Annotated in this window: 17 protein-coding genes and 1 pseudogene; all 18 read left to right on the top strand. The window is 28.4% G+C overall.

The window, feature by feature from the left end; all coding sequences use genetic code 11:
* Position 1: 1 nt before the first annotated feature.
* A complete protein-coding gene (locus L8V79_RS07145) occupies positions 2–586 on the top strand; it encodes a Rha family transcriptional regulator (protein ID WP_263677977.1) in 585 nt (194 codons plus the stop codon).
* Between the two features lie 280 nt (positions 587–866).
* Positions 867–1,307: pseudogene (locus tag L8V79_RS08255) on the top strand (hypothetical protein); the annotation flags it as partial.
* A 70-nt stretch (positions 1,308–1,377) separates the two neighbouring features.
* Positions 1,378–2,388: a type IV secretion system protein gene (locus L8V79_RS07140; protein WP_263703083.1), complete on the top strand. Its 1,011-nt coding sequence runs from the start codon at positions 1,378–1,380 to the stop codon at positions 2,386–2,388.
* Positions 2,378–2,836, top strand: coding sequence for a hypothetical protein (locus tag L8V79_RS07135; RefSeq protein WP_263696062.1), 459 nt, complete (start codon positions 2,378–2,380; stop codon positions 2,834–2,836). Before L8V79_RS07140 ends, L8V79_RS07135 begins: the two co-directional genes overlap by 11 nt.
* A 239-nt stretch (positions 2,837–3,075) precedes the next feature.
* Positions 3,076–3,744 (top strand): virB8 family protein, encoded by a 669-nt coding sequence (locus L8V79_RS07130; protein WP_250324999.1) that lies wholly within the window; start codon positions 3,076–3,078, stop codon positions 3,742–3,744.
* Positions 3,741–4,676, top strand: coding sequence for a P-type conjugative transfer protein VirB9 (gene virB9, locus L8V79_RS07125; protein ID WP_012662266.1), 936 nt, complete (start codon positions 3,741–3,743; stop codon positions 4,674–4,676). The genes L8V79_RS07130 and virB9 overlap by 4 nt, the downstream gene beginning before the upstream one ends.
* The gene (virB10, locus tag L8V79_RS07120) at positions 4,673–5,851 is read left to right on the top strand and encodes a type IV secretion system protein VirB10 (RefSeq protein ID WP_044599630.1); all 1,179 of its coding nucleotides are present in this window, start codon (positions 4,673–4,675) and stop codon (positions 5,849–5,851) included. The genes virB9 and virB10 overlap by 4 nt, the downstream gene beginning before the upstream one ends.
* Entirely contained in the window at positions 5,851–6,852 is a 1,002-nt protein-coding gene (gene virB11 / locus L8V79_RS07115; RefSeq protein ID WP_263703082.1) for a P-type DNA transfer ATPase VirB11, read from the top strand. Before virB10 ends, virB11 begins: the two co-directional genes overlap by 1 nt.
* The gene (locus L8V79_RS07110) at positions 6,842–7,417 is read left to right on the top strand and encodes a hypothetical protein (protein ID WP_263703081.1); all 576 of its coding nucleotides are present in this window, start codon (positions 6,842–6,844) and stop codon (positions 7,415–7,417) included. The genes virB11 and L8V79_RS07110 overlap by 11 nt, the downstream gene beginning before the upstream one ends.
* A complete protein-coding gene (locus L8V79_RS07105) occupies positions 7,407–9,203 on the top strand; it encodes a conjugal transfer protein TraG/VirD4 (RefSeq protein ID WP_044599627.1) in 1,797 nt (598 codons plus the stop codon). Before L8V79_RS07110 ends, L8V79_RS07105 begins: the two co-directional genes overlap by 11 nt.
* Positions 9,187–9,624, top strand: coding sequence for a cag pathogenicity island Cag12 family protein (locus L8V79_RS07100; RefSeq protein ID WP_012662271.1), 438 nt, complete (start codon positions 9,187–9,189; stop codon positions 9,622–9,624). Before L8V79_RS07105 ends, L8V79_RS07100 begins: the two co-directional genes overlap by 17 nt.
* Positions 9,617–9,748 carry a hypothetical protein gene (locus tag L8V79_RS07095; protein WP_256378939.1) on the top strand — a complete coding sequence of 44 codons (132 nt, stop codon included), beginning with the start codon at positions 9,617–9,619 and terminating at the stop codon, positions 9,746–9,748. Before L8V79_RS07100 ends, L8V79_RS07095 begins: the two co-directional genes overlap by 8 nt.
* Positions 9,745–10,422, top strand: coding sequence for a TrbM/KikA/MpfK family conjugal transfer protein (locus tag L8V79_RS07090; RefSeq protein WP_012662272.1), 678 nt, complete (start codon positions 9,745–9,747; stop codon positions 10,420–10,422). The genes L8V79_RS07095 and L8V79_RS07090 overlap by 4 nt, the downstream gene beginning before the upstream one ends.
* Positions 10,415–11,284 carry a hypothetical protein gene (locus L8V79_RS07085; RefSeq protein WP_263659904.1) on the top strand — a complete coding sequence of 290 codons (870 nt, stop codon included), beginning with the start codon at positions 10,415–10,417 and terminating at the stop codon, positions 11,282–11,284. Before L8V79_RS07090 ends, L8V79_RS07085 begins: the two co-directional genes overlap by 8 nt.
* 84 nt (positions 11,285–11,368) lie before the next feature.
* Positions 11,369–12,037 carry a hypothetical protein gene (locus tag L8V79_RS07080; RefSeq protein WP_263703079.1) on the top strand — a complete coding sequence of 223 codons (669 nt, stop codon included), beginning with the start codon at positions 11,369–11,371 and terminating at the stop codon, positions 12,035–12,037.
* A gap of 52 nt (positions 12,038–12,089) precedes the next feature.
* Positions 12,090–14,120 (top strand): DNA topoisomerase 3, encoded by a 2,031-nt coding sequence (locus L8V79_RS07075; RefSeq protein ID WP_263703077.1) that lies wholly within the window; start codon positions 12,090–12,092, stop codon positions 14,118–14,120.
* A 12-nt stretch (positions 14,121–14,132) separates the two neighbouring features.
* A complete protein-coding gene (locus L8V79_RS07070) occupies positions 14,133–14,543 on the top strand; it encodes a single-stranded DNA-binding protein (protein WP_263695828.1) in 411 nt (136 codons plus the stop codon).
* Positions 14,544–15,459: 916 nt separating this feature from the next.
* Positions 15,460–18,399: inverse autotransporter beta domain-containing protein (locus L8V79_RS07065; RefSeq protein WP_263703076.1), on the top strand; the 2,940-nt coding region annotated here is incomplete at its 3' end.

The following is an 18,399-nucleotide window of genomic DNA, read 5'->3' as shown; positions in this document are numbered from 1 at the left end:
AATGAGTAGTGTTATTAATATTAACAATATAGATGTCATCTTTGAAAACAAAGATGAGCAAATTTTTTGCACAAGTTTAGATATAGCTAAAGTATTTGGGAAGCAACATAAAAATGTTTTAAGAGATATTGAAAATATTTTAAATGAATTACGAGAAATAGGGGTTTCTAACGAACTCCTCAATTTTGAGCAGGTCGTGCGAATATCGAAAACAACGAACCCAAAGAATGGTAAGCTTGTTAATAGAAAAATGCCTATGTATAATCTAACTCGTGATGCATTCACGCTTTTAGCTATGGGTTTTACAGGTAAAAAAGCTTTACAATTTAAAATTGCTTTTATCAATGCTTTTAATCAAATGGAACAAATCATTAAAAACAAAGAAATAGAAAAAATAAAACAACTAAAACATTATGATCTTCCTGATACACCTTATAAGGAAAAGATAGCAAACGCTATAAAGGAAATAGAACAAAAACAAAATTCTAAATTTATAGAACTAATAGAATATGAAATAGTAGAAAAATTTAAAAATGGAAAAACACAAGTTTTACAAAAACTTAATTTTAAAACCAAATTAATTTAAATAAAAACAAATTTTAAAGAAAGGAGATAAAGAAAGTTTAAGAAAGGCCGTAGGGTAAACTTATACCCCTAAAAATAGGGGCAAGGCTAATAAGCCTTGACTGTAACTATACAAAGGAGTATAATTACAATTATAAGTTTGTTATAACTCAATTTAATCACCTACTTTCTAGGGTTAAATTTAGCCATAGGGTTGCAGCCTACGGCTAACCCTTCGGGGTATTATATCTTAGTCTTCTTAAACTTCTTAAAACACCATAGTGATTAACAATGTTAAAGTTATATTAGTGGCTATTTTTAGATTTAAAGCCACAAGGAAAATCCACCATACCCCAACAAGTGGGGCAAGACTAAAAAGCCTTGACTATAATTATACAAAGGAGTATAATTACAACTATGATGAATTTAGTGGTATTCATCTTAGCTCCTTTAGGGGCTTAGATTTTCGCCACAAGGGTGCGAACCTTGTGGCAAACACCCCAAAAAATTATATCCAAATTTTTAATCTTATAAATTTTTGTAGTTTCGTATTTTATTTTAATTTTTTAAGTAGAAAAATAAAAAATATTTTATCCCTGCAAAAGCAGGGCAAGAGCTTAATAAGCCTTGACTATTACTATACAAAGAAGTATAATAATAAGTATAAAATATTTTTGGTTCAAACAAATCACCTCTTTTCTGAGGTTTTATTGAGCCATAGGGTTGCCGCCCTATGGCTAACCCCATGTAATTATATCCAAATTTTTAATCTTATAAATTTTTATAATCTCATATTTTCTTTTAAGGCTTACCATGCAAAGTGATTTTTTCTTGCAACTTGGTAATGCTACTCATGCGATTTTAGAAGTAGTAAGAAATGCAGCATTGAGTGAAAAAATGACTCAACTTGCTGTGCTTTTTTCTATCACCCTTGTCATTACTATTATGTATAAGGGTTATGAAATCTTATTTGGTCGTTCTCAAAGTCCTACTAAAGAAGTAATGTGGGATTTAGCTGCTAAGGCTATGATCATCACTTTTGCTTTAAATATCGGTGGATGGCTTACTTTAGTCATTAATGCTATGGATGGCTTTCATGAGTGGGCTGGTGGAAGCCTTAGTATGTATAAGCAAATTGATTTTATTTTTAATGAAGTTAGAAATTTAGCTGATAATATATGGGCTAAGGCTAGTGGATTTGATACAGTAATAGCTGGAATTACTATAATTATAGTTTATATAGCATTTGGTATAGCTGTGCTACCTGCTTTAGTAGTGATTAATGCTACTGCCTTTACTCAAACTATATTAGTGATTGCTGCACCTTTAATGTTTTATTGTCTTTTATATAAAAGCACTAAGAATGTTTTTACTCAATGGCTTGCGTTGCTTATTTCTAATACCTTATTAGTTCTTTTTATGAGTTTATTTTTTAAGGTTTTTGCTAGAGAAATATATAAATTTGTTGATTTAGCACAAAATCAATATATGAATGCAGATGCAGACGCTTTTTTTATAGGCGTGAGAATGATTTTTTCCTCTGTTTTATTAGTTGCTATGGTTTTTGTAGCAAAGGTTTTTGCTGAAAAAGTAGGAAGCGTTGCTTTAGATTCTGCTATGCAAAGTGTGTTTTCAAGGGTAAGCAATCCTATAAGTTCTGCAGCTGGAAAAACTCTTGGAAAATTATTTGGGCATGCTCAAAAAGGAGGCTCTAAAATGGCAGAAGGTGCTTATTCTATGATGAAATCAGGTGCTAAAGTAGCAGGTGCTAATGCTATGTCTTTAGGAAAGAGCATATTACAAAGGATGAGAAATGAAGCATAAGGTAATTTTATTTGCATTTTGTGCAATCTTTTTTAGTGCTTGTTCTATTAAAAACAATACTAATTATAACTATTTGTTTGATGATAAAAGTGGTTGGGTTGCTGTAAATGATATTAAAGATCAAGAAAAGTTTTTAAAAATGGAAATTGTTCCTGTGTTTGAAAAGAAAGAAGAAGAAACTTCCATTAAAAGCTTTGAAAACATTAAAAAGAAAAAGAGAATTATTTTAAATTATCCGAGTATGTCTTATGTGATTTTAAAAAAGGCTGTAAATGATTCTAATTCTTATCATGAAGATAAGATGGTTGAAGCTGGCGAGTTTGATTATTCTATCACTTACCATACGGAGCAAGGAGATGTTTTTGTAAAAGTTTTAAAACAAAATCTTTTTTTTAAAGAAAAAGATGTGCAAATAATTGAAACTGAAGTTTTAGAAAACAAATTTTAAAGAAAGGAGATAAAGAAAGTTAGTATAAAGCCAAAGGGTTTCTAGTATCCCCTTTAAAAAAGGGAAATCAAAGCTAATAAGCCTTGACTATTATTATACATAGTAGTATAATAATTACTAGAATATGATTATTCAAGGTTCTCACCTTCTTTCTAAGGCAAGATTTGATTAATCAAAGGCCGTTACCCTTTGGTTAATCAGCCTTAGGTTGATTATACTAACTTCTTTTAAACATAAAATTGAAAAACCAAAATGAAATTAATTCTAATGCTTTGAATTTTGAAGCAAGTGTAAGATATTTGATTGAAAAATCAAATCAAAGAGCTTGGTTAGTTGCATTTATAAGTATGGCAATATCAATTATTGCTGTAATTGCTGTAATTTTCTTAACACCATTAAAAACTACTGAACCTTATGTGATTAGAGTGGATAATACTACTGGTATGGTGGATATTATTACTAGCTTACAAGAAGAGCAAATTAGTTCTATTGAAGCTTTAGATAAATACTTTATCTCTCAATATATAAAAGCTAGAGAAGGTTATTATTATAAGTTTTTAAATCAAGATTATGTTCTTACTCAATTAATGAGTGATGAAAATGTTGCAAATGAGTATAGAGCTATCTATGCTGGTGATAATGCTTTAGATCAAATTTATAAAGATAATGTTGAAGTAAGCGTTAAGATTTTAAGTATTGTTCTTGGAAATAGCAATGGAGTAAAAACCTCTACTATAAGAGCATTAATTACTAAAAAAGATTCTGTAACAAAAAGCACACAACAATCAACCAAAGTTATAACCTTAGCGTATGATTTTTTACTAGCAAAAACAAGTGAAGAAAATAGAATTTTAAACCCTCTTGGCTTTAAGGTTACTAACTATAGAGTTGATGAGGAAATAAGATGATAAAAAATATTAGCCTAGCCCTTTCTTTTTCATTTTTGGCTTTACCTGTTTTTGCATTAAATGAACCGCAAAAATCAGAATACGATCAACGCGTAGCACATGCTGAGTATAACTCTAAAGATGTTTTTAAAATGGTAGCTAGAAATGGTTTTGTAAGTATGATTGAATTTAGCGATGAAGAAGTCATTATAAATACCGCTACAGGATTTTCTGAAGGTTGGGATTTAATAGAGAAAAAAAATCTTTTATTTATTAAACCAAAAGCTTATAAAACTAGACTTTTTGTAGAAAATGATCCTTATAATCAAGGTCAGCAAAAAGAGATGATTGTTGATCCAAATCCAAAAGACTGGAAAACAAATTTAATTGTTACCACTAATTTAAAAACTTATATTTTTGATTTATTGCTAACTAATGATAGCAAGCAAGCAACTTATAAATTGTCTTTTAGCCACGCTGATAAAATCTTAAAGCAAGAGAATAAAATAAAAAAAGAGCTAGAAAAGAAAATTGTAAGAGAAGAGCTTGATAAAAATATAGTTCCTAGAAACTGGGATTTTTTAATGAAAGCGAATAAAGGAAGTGAAGATATAGCACCAAATTATGCTTATGATGATGGTGTTTTTACTTACTTAGGTTTTGATAACACAAAAACATTTCCGAGTGTATTTTTATATGAAAACGGCAAAGAAATGATCTTAAATACTCACATTAAAAAAGATGGAAAATATGATGTTTTAGTAGTTCAAAAAATTGCAAAACAAATTCTATTAAGAAGTGGAGATAAGGTTGTTGGAATTTTTAATAATGGCTATGGAAAAAATCCTTTAGATAAAACTAGAGAAACCTCTAATGAAAATATACAAAGAGTGATAAATGATCCAAGTAAAACACTTTTACTAGAACAATCTTTATTAGGAAATGAGCAATGAGTAATCAAGAAAAACAAGAATTAAAAGATATGGATTTACAAAGTGAGTTGCAAGCACAAAGCGTTAATGTTAAAAAAATTCAAATCTATGTATTCTTTATTGCTTGTGTATTTATATTATTGATTTTTGCATATATCTTTGCAAAATCTTTTATTGGTAGTAGTGATGATACTGCAAATACACAAGCAAAAGAAGTTAATAAAGACATTGCTAGTAGTGTGAAATTAAAAGATTTTATTTTACCTCAAAAAGAAGAACCTGTTAAAGAAGAAACAAAGAGTTTTGAAGAAGTATTGAAAGAAAGAGAACAGGAAAAACCCGTTGAAGTAACTCCAAAAGAAAATCCTTTCGAGCTTGTCTCAAAACCTTTACAACCAAGAATAGTAAAAGGTGCAGGGTTAGTTGTGGTAAGTAGTAGTAGTGATGGTGGGGCTTTTAATGCACAAGAAAACAATACACAAGAAAGCTCAAATAATATTTTTAATTCTAAACCTATGCAAGGAGATAATGCTTTATTATCTAATGGATCAAATGATTTTATCGGCGATGTTTTTACCCCAACTAGTGCTAGTGTTAGTCAGTTTGATCCAAATTTATTATTATCTAAAGGAACTTATATAGGTTGTTCTTTAAAAACTCGTTTAGTTAGCACTATTAAAGGGGGTATTGCTTGTATTGTTTCAAATGATGTTTATTCTTCAAATGGCAATGTTCTTTTAATTGAAAAAGGAAGCACCATTACAGGAAGTTTTAGTTCAGGACAATTAAATGATGGTATGGATAGGCTTTTTGTTATTTGGCAAGAAATAAGAACGCCTAATAATATTATTATACCAGTTTATTCAGGTGCAACTGATGAGCTTGGAGCAAGTGGAATACAAGGATGGGTAGATCATCATTATATGAAACGCTTTGGTTCAGCTATTTTATTATCAATAATTGATGATTCTTTAAATATTTTAGCTAATCAAGTTATTAATAAAAAAGAAAATAGCGTTGATTATACGGAAAATTCAAGAGAAACTTCTCGTGAAATAGCTAATACTGCTTTAGAAAAAATGATTAATATCCAACCAACTCTTTACAAAAATCACGGTGATTTAGTAGGTGTATATGTTAATAAAGATATTGATTTTTCTAAGGTTTATCAATTAAAAAGAAAGGGCTTTTTTTAATGAGTAATTCAAGAACCCTAGAAAAATTAGCTAATGATTTTTTTGGAAAACATTTGGCTAATTCCAGCGTAACTGAAATATGCTACAACGGCAAAGAAAATATTTTCATACAAACTAATGATGGAAAATGGCAAGAAGAAACAAGTAAGTTAGATTATGAAGCTTCTAAGTCGTTTGCTACTTCTTTAGCTTCTTTTAAAGAAGATAAGATAGATGAATCACGCCCTATCCTTTCTTGTATATTACATGGAGGTGAAAGGGTTCAGGTAGTAATTCCGCCAGCGACTAAAAAAGAGCATATTTCAATTACAATTAGAAAACCAAGTGAGAAAAGATTTTTAATACAAGATCATGTTAAAAGTGGTCTTTTTGAAGAAATAAAAACTGATCATTTTATAACAAATCCTTTGGATGAGGAGTTGAAAAAGCTTTATGAAGCTAAAAATTTTAAAGATTTTATTTGTAAAGCAGTAGAGTATGAAAAAAATATCATTATAGCAGGAGGTACAGGAAGCGGTAAAACAACTTTTATGAAAACTTTAATTGATTTTATTCCCAAAGAACAAAGAATTATAACTATAGAAGATGTTGAAGAAATAAAATTTTATGAGCATAAAAATTTTGTACAACTTTTTTATCCTAGTGAAGCTAAAAATGAAGATTTTTTAAATTCTGCAACTCTTTTAAAATCGTGTCTTAGAATGAAGCCTGATAGAATCTTATTGGCAGAGCTTAGAGGTGCTGAAACTTATGATTTTATCAATGTTCTTTCTAGTGGGCATGGTGGTAACATTACAAGTTGCCATGCAGGAAGCACTTCTGAAACATTCGAGCGTTTGGCTTTGATGACTTTACAAAATACTCAAGGTCAAAAAATACCTTTTGAAAAAATACAAGATATGCTTAAAAATCTTATTGATGTAGTTGTCCATATTAGAGCTCATAATGGAAAAAGACATATTAGTCAAATATATTTTAAAGAGATGAAAAATGGCAAATAAAGAAAAAAGAGGAATTTATAATGTGAGTTTTAATGATAAAAACTCAACTCCAATTAATACAGAATTAGAGATTATTGAAGAGGCAATCATTGATTATGTTGTCCATTATGTTAAGGGTTGGCATAACACAAAAAGAGACAAAGGAAGAGGTGCTGAACATATCAAATTACATTTAGCAAAAGAAAGCGAAGGAGAAATAAAGATTGAAGAGCTTTTAAATCTTGGTAACTTTATAAGAGAATATTTGAAAGTCTTTAAAGAACCATTTGATGATGGAAGAGGTGGAAAAGTATATGAATGGGAAAATAAAGAAGGCATTCGTTTTAGAGTTGCTACTGATAAGATCAAAGGGGAGGGTCTCATCCCGCCACTATCCCCCTCTGATGAAATTATTATAACTTTTTATTCTGATAGAAATCTTAATAAGAGAATGGAATTTAAAAATCCAAAAGTTAAAGCTTATTATGAAGAAAAATCTTTAAAACAAGAAAAAAATTCTGATTATTTTAAACAAAAATTAGAAAGCTTTTCTACAAAAATAAAAGGAATAGAAAATGAAAGATAAGATTGTAATGCTTGTTTTTATAAGTATTTTTTCACTATTAATAGCTTATTTTTTAAGTCCTTTTGTGATGTTTTATCTTAATGATGTAAGCTTAAAAAGAATTCTTGGGTTTTACAATCTTAAATTCACTTTTGAGGCATTAATAAATGCTTACCCAAAAGCTTATATTTCTTTCTTTGGTATGTTTGGTTTTAGTGTTATTGTTTTAATGCTTTTAGCATTAATAGCTAAAAGCAAAAAAACTCAATTTGGCGAGGCAAGATTTGCAAATTTAGCAGAAATTAAAAAAATGAAATTATTTTCAGACAATGGAATAATCATCGGAAAATATAAGGGAAAATTTTTAAGATTTAAAGGTCCTCAGTTTGTGGCTTTGGGAGCTCCAACAAGAAGTGGTAAAGGGGTTGGTATTGTAATACCAAATTTAATGGACTGGAAAGAGAGTGCTGTTGTTCAGGATATAAAACAAGAATGTTTTGATTTTACAAGCAAATATAGAAAAGAAGTTTTGGGTCAAGATGTTTTTCTTTTTAATCCATTTTCAAAAAGAACTCATCGTTACAACCCTTTAACTTATATTGATATGAGTGATAGTGATAATTGTGATAGTCAGCTAATGGATTTAGCAAATATCATTTATCCAAAAGAAGGGGATTCTACAACTCAATTCTTTAATGGTCTTGCACAAAACCTATTTATAGGACTTTGTTATTTGTGGAAAGATTTAAATTTAAAAGAAGATGGGAAACTTTTTTTAGAAACATTTAACTTAAAAACAGAATTTAGTTTTTTTGGAATATTACAACTTTCAAAAGGTTTTACTTTTGAATATGAGGGTAAAAAAATAAATGGATTTGATAATACTTATAAGTACTTATCAAATTGTGATGATCTGCTTTCAGATATCACAAAAAGAAGGTTAGAGACTTATTTTAGTATTTCAAGTGATAATACAAAATCAGGAGTTATGTCTTCTTTTAACGAGCCTTTAACTCCTTTTGAAGCAGAAGTATTAAAACTTTCTACTCAAACTAGTGATTTTGATTTGAGAGATTTACGCAAAAAGAAAATGACTATTTATATAGGTATAACCCCTGATCAATTAACTAATGCAAAATTTATATTGAATATTTTTTGGTCGCAGTTAATTCTTTTGAATACAAAAGAACTTCCTGAACAAAATCCACAAATTAAATATACTTGTTTAATGCTTATGGATGAATTTACAGCACCTAGAAAAATTCCTATATACCTTTCAGCAGTAAGTTTTATGGCAGGTTATTTAATGCGTTCTTTGATGATTTATCAATCAAAATCTCAACTTAAAGCACCTGCCCCTGATGGATATGGGGATGATGGAGCAAAAACTCTTTTGACTAACCATGCTTGTCAAATTTTTTATACCCCAAGAGAGCAAGAAGATGCAGAGGAGATTAGTAGAATACTTGGTAATACTACATTTAAAACAAGATCAAGAAGTGTAGGGGCAAGTGGTGGATCTACAAGTTATAGTGAAGCAAGTAGGGCATTAATGCTTCCACAAGAACTTCGAGAAATGTCTTTTGAAGATGAGCTTATTACTATAGATAATGGAAAGCCTATTTTATGCAAAAAAGCTTTTTATTATAACGATCCATATTTTATTGATAAGTTTAAACAAGTCTCTCCAACTTTGGCAAAAATTAAAGGCATACCTAAAGAACATATCTTAAAAGGAGCTTTTCAAAGAGGAGAGTGTCGCATACAAATACCAACAACAGGAGAAAATAATGAAAAAAACGCTTAGTTTGCTTTTATTAGCAAGTGTAATTTTTATAGGATGTGCAAGTTCTGCACCAAAACCTAAAAAGCTTGAAGGTGGTTCAAAGCTAACCTTGAATAATTCTTTATTGGAGGAAAAGTATAGATTTGTTCCTAAAGATTCAAAGTTAAGCAATATGGACTGGATTTATCAAATAGAGCTTACAAAAAATAAAGAAGGCTTGCTCACTAATGAACAAATAGTAAAAACTTTTCTTTTGGCTCATAATGCAAAAAGAATTATCTTAATAGGCGAAAAAAATATCATTCAAGAATATGAAGAGTATTTTAAAAAAAATGGTGTTGAAGCAGAAATGATCTTACAGCCTATAAGCATTATTAAGGGAGATAAAAATACTATCAATATGCTTTTTTTTCATGCAAAAGATGGAGAGATAAATGAGTAATTCTTTATTTGATAATAATGAGATTAAACCAACCGTGATTAAAACCATTAATCAAGATGAAATTGTAGAAAAGAAAATGATACAAGAAGCCAAAAAAATTAAAAAAAAGGAGAATAAAAAATGAAAATAAAATTGATATCAATAATTTTAGCTATGTTTATGTTCTCAAATTTAAAAGCTATAAAATTGGATTATTTAAGTGGGGATACTAGATATGCTTGTGAAGCTATGCTTTGTTTAGCTTCGCCTATTAAACCACCTGAATGTAGTGCAGCGATTGCAAGATATTTTGCAATTAAGTTTAAAAAGCCTTGGAAAACCATACAAGCGAGAAAAGATTTTTTAAATTTATGTCCTGTGGATAATAGTGATACTGAAATGCTTAAATATAAGAATGATATCTTAGCTCATTTAGATGGTGAATGTTCTTTGGAAGAACTTAATAAAAGAGTAGAAAAAAAACTTTTATGGGTGGAAAGAGTATGTGATGATGGATCATGTGAAGAAATAGAGCATTATGGATATAGAATAAATCCACAATTATCGCAATCTTGTTACCTATTGCAATCTAGTTCTTATACTGATTATCAAGGTTTTGAGTATATATGCTCTAAAAATTTTATAGAGGATGTCAGTTGGAAAAGAGGTTATGAATTAAAAGAAATTTCTGAACAAGAATATAACTTACTTCCTGATAATTTAAGAGAGAAACATCGCGAGAGAGTAGGTTTTAAGTGGAAATGGGTTTTTTATAAAAAGATTTTTATTAATAAAAAATGTTGGATAAAAAATGACTGAAGAAAATCAAAGCTTACTTGATGAGCAAATAGATCAAGAAGATATGAATAATTCTTTACTTGATGAAGTAAAAATTTGCAACTATCAAGAAATTATTGATGAGCAGATAAAAATCTTAGAAATCATTAATAATACTATCAATATAGGCTTAAATAATGTTCTTGATGAGAATACCAAAGAAGGAATTTTTAAAGATTTAGAGCAAAATTTTTATAAACTTAAAATGAATATTGATTCTCTAATTTCGTATTTTAAAAATCCCCCAAGTCAAGAAGAATTGGAAATAATCAATAAAACGCTTTTGATTAAAACAGAACTTGATAGTTTGAACTCATCTTTTTCAAAATTAGAAATAGAAGAATTTAGTCAAAAAGCAATGGAACTAAAAACTGCACTTGATAATTCTTTAGTTAATTTTGATAATACATTTCTTGAATCATTAAATAGTGCTTTAAAAGTAAGTAATGATGATTTAAAGGATTTTAGGTCAAAAACCGAAGCTAGATTAAGTGATAGCTTACAAACATATGATCAAACTTTAAAAGTGTTTTTAGAAAAAGAAAAAAATGCAATTTTAGATTTTTCTAAAATTTTTTCGAAGCTAACTAAAAATATCAAACAAACTATGATTGTTTCATTGATGTTTTTTGTTTTATTTGGGTTTTCTTTTGGAGTTTTTTCTTTCATCGTATACTTAAAATACGAAGATTATAAAAAAATAACCCAAAACGCCCAAAAGTTAAGCTCTATCATTATAAAAGAAAATAAAGACAAAAGCTTAACTTTGAGCTTCCCAAAAAACAAAACCATTCTTAATAAAGATGAGAATGGCATTCATATCACACTACAAGGAGGTGAATGAACATGTAATTATATATATTTTTTTTAAATTCCCAAACCAAAAACCAAAAAACAAAACATAAAAATTTTTATTAAGGAGAAAAAAATGGCATTCGTAAGATTATCAAATGGAAATCATCCAAGACTTATGGTTGATGTAAATAACGCATTAAACTATAAAGACACTCAAACAGGTGAAATTAAGCAAAGACAAGTTGCTACTGCTTTAGTTGATGTGATAGAAGAGGCTGGAAAAGTTGTTGGAATGGATAAGGGAGCTGTAACAGCTTCTTTTAAAGTAAATAATGAATGGAAAAATTACTTTGTAAGAAGAGATAAAGAAAATTTCAACATTGTTTTATTACCAACAGATCCGCAAGAAAGAAGTAATAGAGATAACCATATCTTTATTAATAATAACTGGAATGAAGAAACTGACAGATTTTACTACACAATCAATGATAAAAGAGAAGCTGGAAAAGCTTTAGTTGAAGGAATTGGAATTAGCGAATTTCAAAACCAAGATGGTAGCAAAAGTTTTTATCTTGACACAAACATTAAGCTTACTAATAAAGAAATTAAAGAAGAGTTAGAAAAGATTAAACTTGAAAAAGGTGATGGCTATCTAGCTATTGTTAGAAGCACTGGTTTTGAGATAAAAAATGAAGCCGAAATGAAAGAGCAAAAAGCAAAACAACAAGATGGTTTTTCTAAAGAACAAACAATAGAGCAAGAAACTCAAGCTCCAAAAAAAGAAAAAGACATTGAAAGATAAATTTACACCCTTATTACAAGGGTGTAAAACAAATAAAGATAAAAGGTAAAAGATGAGATTGTTTATAGCGGAAAAACCTGAACTTGGTAGAGCAATTGCAGAAGGCTTAGATGGTAATGTTAAGAAATTTGAAGGTTATATTCAAAAAGGCGATAATTTAATTACTTGGGCTTTTGGTCATATATTGAGATTAGCAACACCTGAATTTTATAATGAAAAATGGAAGTTGTGGAATTTAAATGATTTGCCTTTGGACATTAAAGAATTTAAATATATTCCTATAAATAATAGCAAAAAACAATTAGAAATTATCTGCAAATTGATTAAAAATGATCAAGTAGATAGTATTGTTCATTGCGGTGATGCAGATGATGAGGGTCAAATTCTTATTGATGAAATTATTCAGTATTCAAAAACAAAAAAACCTGTTTTTAGAGTTTTGATTAATGATTTAACTCCAAAAGCAGTTAAAGCTGAAATTTCTAAAATGAAGCCGAATTCTCAATTTAAAGGAATGAGTGAAAGAGGATTTGCAAGAAGTCAAGCTGATTGGATTGTAGGTATTAATCTTACAAGAGCTTATACAAGTGTAGCACAGCAAAAAAGTGGTTTTAGAGAAGTTCTTACTTTAGGAAGAGTTCAAACTCCAATTTTAGGGCTTATAACAGCAAGAGATAATGAATATGAAAATTTTAAAAGCATAGATTATTATTCATTGCTAGGAAAATTTGAAATAAATGGAAAAGTATTTAATGCAAGATTAAAAACAGAAGAAAAGATTATCGATGAAAATATTGCTAAACAAATAAAAGAAATCAACATTAATAAAACGGGATTAATTAGTGTTTTTAAAGAAAAAAAGAAAGAATATCCCCCTTTGCCTTATAGTCTTTTAATTTTGCAAGCAGAGTGTGCTAAATTATATGGTTATTCACCTGATAAAACATTAGAAATCACTCAAAATTTAAGAGAAAAATATAAAGCCATAACTTACAATAGATCAGATTGTCAATACTTACCTGAAACAATGTTTGAACAAGCTCCAAATATTTTAAATTCTATTAAATCAAATATAAAAAATAATGATAGTGATTTAAGTTTATTGCTTGAAAAGAGTGATTTAAGCATTAAAAGCAAAGCTTTTAATGATAAAAATATTTCCGCTCACTATGGAATAATACCAACTCAAAACAATTTTGATTGTGGGCTTTTAAAAGAAGAAGAAAAGAATATCTATATTTTAATAGCAAAAAGATTTGTGATTCAGTTTTTTAAACCAAGAGAATATGAAGTTACAAATCTTGAGATACAAACTTATGATAAGAGTGTATTTAGCATTTCTCAAAGCAAAAATATTAGCGAGGGTTTTAGAAAATTTTTCAAGCAAAGTGATGAAAAAGACAATGAAGATACTAATAATCATTTAGACATTTCACTAATAGAGAATAATAGTGTTTGCAAAATTAAAGATATTGAAATAGAGAAAAAGCAAACAAAACCGCGTCCTTATTACACGATGGATTCTTTATTAAAGGATTTAAATAGTGTTGCTAAATATGTGAAAGATGAAAAAATAAAAAAATTACTAATTGAAAAAGATAAAGACAAAAAAGGTGAAAATGGAGGTATTGGAACACCTGCTACTAGATCAACTCATATTAAAAATTTAATTGAGCAAGGATATATTGAGGTAAGTAAAGATAAAAAACAAGTTGTTAAATCTACCAAAAAAGGAAGACTCTTAATATCTTTAGCACCTGAAACTCTTAAATATCCTGATATGACTGCTTTATGGTTTGAGCAACAAAAAATGATTGAACAAGGCACAATAAAAAAAGAAGATTTCTTACAAAATATATTAAAGGAGGTTAATAGTGAAATTTTGAAAATAAAAGAAAATGGGAGTATGAATCAATTCTCACAATTATCAAAAGAAAAACAATATAGTTGCCCTGAATGTAAAAATGGTTATTTAATAAGAAGAAAAAATACAAAAGGGACTTATTGGTGGGGATGTAGTGAGTATAAAAATGGTTGTAAGTTTATGTGTTTTGATGAAAAAAATAAGCCAAAATTAAAATAAGGAGATGAAAAAATGAACGAAGTGGTATTATGTGGTTTTCTTGGTAAAGATTGGGAAGTATCTCAAGGAAAAAAAGAACTTTTAGCAAAAAATAGTTTAGCAATTACGACTATTACTAAAAAAGCAAATGAGGAAATAAAACACACAGATTGGATTCCTTTGGTTGTTTTTGGAACAAATAGGGTAAATGCTTTAGCAAATTACTTAAAAAAAGGAGATAAATTTTTATGCAAAGGAAGGATTTTTACTTCAGTTTATGAAGATGAAAATCAAAATAAAAGAACTGGTTTTCAAGTTATAGTTGATAATTTTGAATTTGTTCATCAAAAAGAAAAGCAAAATATAGATCACCAAGCAACTAAAGAAGATAATTCTGTTGAAAATTTTGCTCAAACAGATAATATGGAAGAAGAAACATTTTAATGAGAACTAAAGAGGGTAAAATGAAATCAGTAATATATAAAAAATCTTTAAAAGCAAAATATCCAAAAAAAAGGATATTAAGAAAAATCTTGTTGTCTTTTTTTTAAGTTCATCTTTAATAAATCAAACACATTCAAGTATTATTTTTGACAATGTAGATAGTGAGATTGAAATATTAAGTAAAAAAATTATTTCATCAGCTAATACTGATAATGAAATTTTACCTTCAAGCACCCAAAACACAAACACTATTCAATCACAAGAAACACAAGTTAATGAAGCTAGTGAAATTATAAAAGAAGAAAAAGATAGCAAAGAACTTAGTGAGCAAGAAATCTATGCTAAATATGCAAAAATAAACAAAGAAATCAGAAGTATAGATAAAGAATTAAGTAATAATTCAAACAATAATGAATTAATTGCTAAAAAAGAACAACTAATTCAAGAAAAAAATAATCTTGATAATAATTTAAAAGAAATTAATAATGAAGAAGATAATACAAATTTTCAAGAACAAACTATAAGAAAAGCAAAAGTAAAAGCTCATCGCATAATCTCAAGAGAAAAACCAAATGTTAAAAGCAAACAAGTAGAAATTTATAGAGAAAATAGAATATTAGATATTGAAAATATCATAACTAATGAAACAGGCACTAAGTGGGCTAAATTAGCTAATAAAGAAGAGTATATTTCAGCTAAGTGGCTTGAGTTTTATGATAAAGAAGTTATCAAAGAACACACTCATACTAATTTTAAAGACAAAAAAATTATTAAAAAACCTTTTGAAACTGTTTATCTTGAAAACCCTACAAATGCAAACTATTATAATGAAAATTTAAAAACACAAGAAGCTTTAAATGATAGTAAAAAAGATGATAATTTAAGCAAAGAAGATCAAGAATTTTCAAATAAAGTAATGAAAGTTATTCAAACAGCTGGTGCTATTTATGATAGTGAAGATAGCAAGAGCAAAGAAGAAATTGTAAAAAATATGGCAAGTTCTTATTTAAATGCAAGTGCAAATGAACTAGCTAAAGAATTTATTGATTCATTAAATACTTCTATTAATACAGATTTTTCATTTAATTACAACGAAAGAAGCGGTTTTAGTGGTAATGCTAAAGCACTTTTACCTATTGTAAGTGAAGATAATCCAAAAATATCTTATTTTTTACAAAGTGGTATAGGCGAATTTGCTAATGATAGAACCATAGGACACTTTGGTGGGGGTATAAGATATTATCCAAATGCAACAGCTTTAAATAATTCAGGTAATATTATGTTAGGACTAAACTCAGTCTATGATCATGATTTTAGCAGAGGGCATAAAAGAATGTCTTTGGGTTTTGAAAGCATGCTAGATACACTCGCATTTAATGCAAATGTTTATCAAAGATTGAGTAACTGGATAGATAGCTATGATTTTGATAAAGATTATGTGCAAGAACGCCCTGCAAATGGCTGGGACGCAAAAATAAAATATGCTTTTCTTTCTCTTATTAATGTTTCAGTTTTTGCAAAAATGGGACAATGGTATGGCGATAAAGTAGGTATTTTTGGAGCAAATAGCGTTGATGATTTAGAGAAAAATCCATTAATATATGAAGGGGGAATTTCATATTCTCCATTCCCTGCATTAACTTTTACTTTAAGTCATAGCAGAAGTGCAGAGAGTTCTAAAAAGAATACTTCAATTAATGCAAACATTAACATACCACTTGATGAAAAAGCTATGAAATTAGCATTTGAACCAAAACTAGCAGGAATTAGTAATACTATTGAAGGCACTAGAACTCAATTTATTGATAGAGATTATTCTATGGTTCTTGAATATAGAGCAACTCCAAATAAGTATCATATTTCTTATTGTGGGGATTTAGGTAATGATAAACATTGTATATTATTAAAAAATGGCTTTGATGAAGTAGTAAAAAATACTCCTATGAGAGTTACACCAACTCATTCTTGTGTAGTATTTGAAAAAGGTTTTGATTACATTACAGACAATAGCGGAAAAGTTTATGTGCAAATCATTCGTTCTTGCACTCCAAAAACTGATTTAAATGCAGTAGCTGGCGAAGCAAATGGTAAATTTCCTATTTCAATTATAAAACTTGATTTTAAAATTAAAGCAGATCCTGAAAAAATAGAAAGATTTGAAGAAAGTCTTATCACTTTAGCAGGTGGAAACTTAGCTAATAATTTAAAAGTTGTTTGGAAATTAATAGGCAAAGGCGAATTAATTAAAACAAATACTTCAGATACAACTGATAACAATGGTAATGCTACTATCAAATACAAAGCTGATGATACGATGAAAGATAAAGAAGAAGTTAAAGTTATTGCTAGTGTTAATGGAGTTGAGTTTAAAGCACCTGTGCAAATTATGGTATTTGGTAATAACGATAATGATTTAAGTATTGATAAAGAAGTCATAGGAAATAAAGAAATAGCAATTGCTACTTATAAAAATTTACGCCCAAACAAAACTAATGTAAAGTGGAGATTAGAGGGCGAGGATAAAGCTTTATTTATCTTAGAAAATGAAAATAAAAGCTCTACTGCTAAAGAATTACAACTTATTGCAGATAATAAAGGCGAAAGTAAAGTTAAAATCGTAGGCTTAGAAAATAATGGTAAGGTAAAAATCTTTGCTAAAAATACTAATGATGAATTAGTGAGTGAAAAAATCAAAGAATTAGAGGTTAAAAATTATAAAGCCACTATGATTTTACCAACTCACAAGCACCCAGTTACAAATGCTTTATTTGAAAATGGAACAATTGATTATGTGAGTGAGTTTGAAGTTAAACTTACTGGATTAATGCCAAATACTAAAGTAGAATGGATAGCTAAAGATACCAACAGTGGTAAGAAAATTAGAATTAGTAATAACAAAGAAACTACTTCAAATGAAAAAGGCGAAAGTAAAGTAGTATTTGAAGCAATCAAAGATTATAATGTTAAAAATTTAGAAATTACAGCTATTTATAATCAAAGTCTTGCAAATAAAATTGAAGTTAAAGATAATATCAAACTTTATCAATATTCTTTAGAAATGAATAGTCAAAAAGATAAGCTTGACGCTTATGAAAATGGCTTACCTACAAAAGATTTAGTTTTAGATAAAACTGAAGTTAAAGTTACGGGAGGAAAGCCAAATGAAAAAGTAGAATGGGATTTAACTGGCGATGGCACATTAAGCAATCAAGAATTAAGCTTTGATCAAAATGGAGAAGCTAAAGCTTTATTAACTTCAAAAACTCCATTTAAAACCCCTATTAAAATTGTTACTTCAGGCGTGGGTAAAAATTCAAATAAAACTATTGTGTATGATTTAAGAACCTTCACTCCAGTAATAACATATCCAGTATTTGATTCTACTCTTTATGGCAAACATAACAATACAATAGATTATGATACAGATTATTCTATTTTAGTAAAAGGACTTTTACCTGATAGTGTAATAGAACCTATTACAAATGGAGTTATTAAACCAAAAAGCGATAGTGTGCAAGTAAATAACAAAGGCGAAGCGACAATTGCTTATCACAAAATAAATGATTTTAAAATTAAAAAGATAAAACCGCAATTTAAATATATTAAAAGTGGAGATACCAAAGAAACTTTTACTATGAATGATATTAATTTATATCAATACAAATTAAGCATTTCAAGTGATAAAACTGAACTTGTAGGCGATGAAAATTTCAAAGTAACAGTCAAAGGCGGAAAACCAAATGCAAGTGTAGAATGGACTTTAAGTGGAGATGGAAAAATTACCTCAAAAGATAGCAAATTTAATGCTAAAGGCGAGGCTTATTTAAATGGTCAAGGAAAATCACCCTTTAATAAC

It is taken from the genome of Campylobacter sp. IFREMER_LSEM_CL2194 (assembly GCF_025771685.1).
Taxonomy (GTDB): domain Bacteria; phylum Campylobacterota; class Campylobacteria; order Campylobacterales; family Campylobacteraceae; genus Campylobacter_D.
Note: the sequence above shows the minus strand (reverse complement) of the source record. Positions and strands in the feature narration are given on the sequence as shown.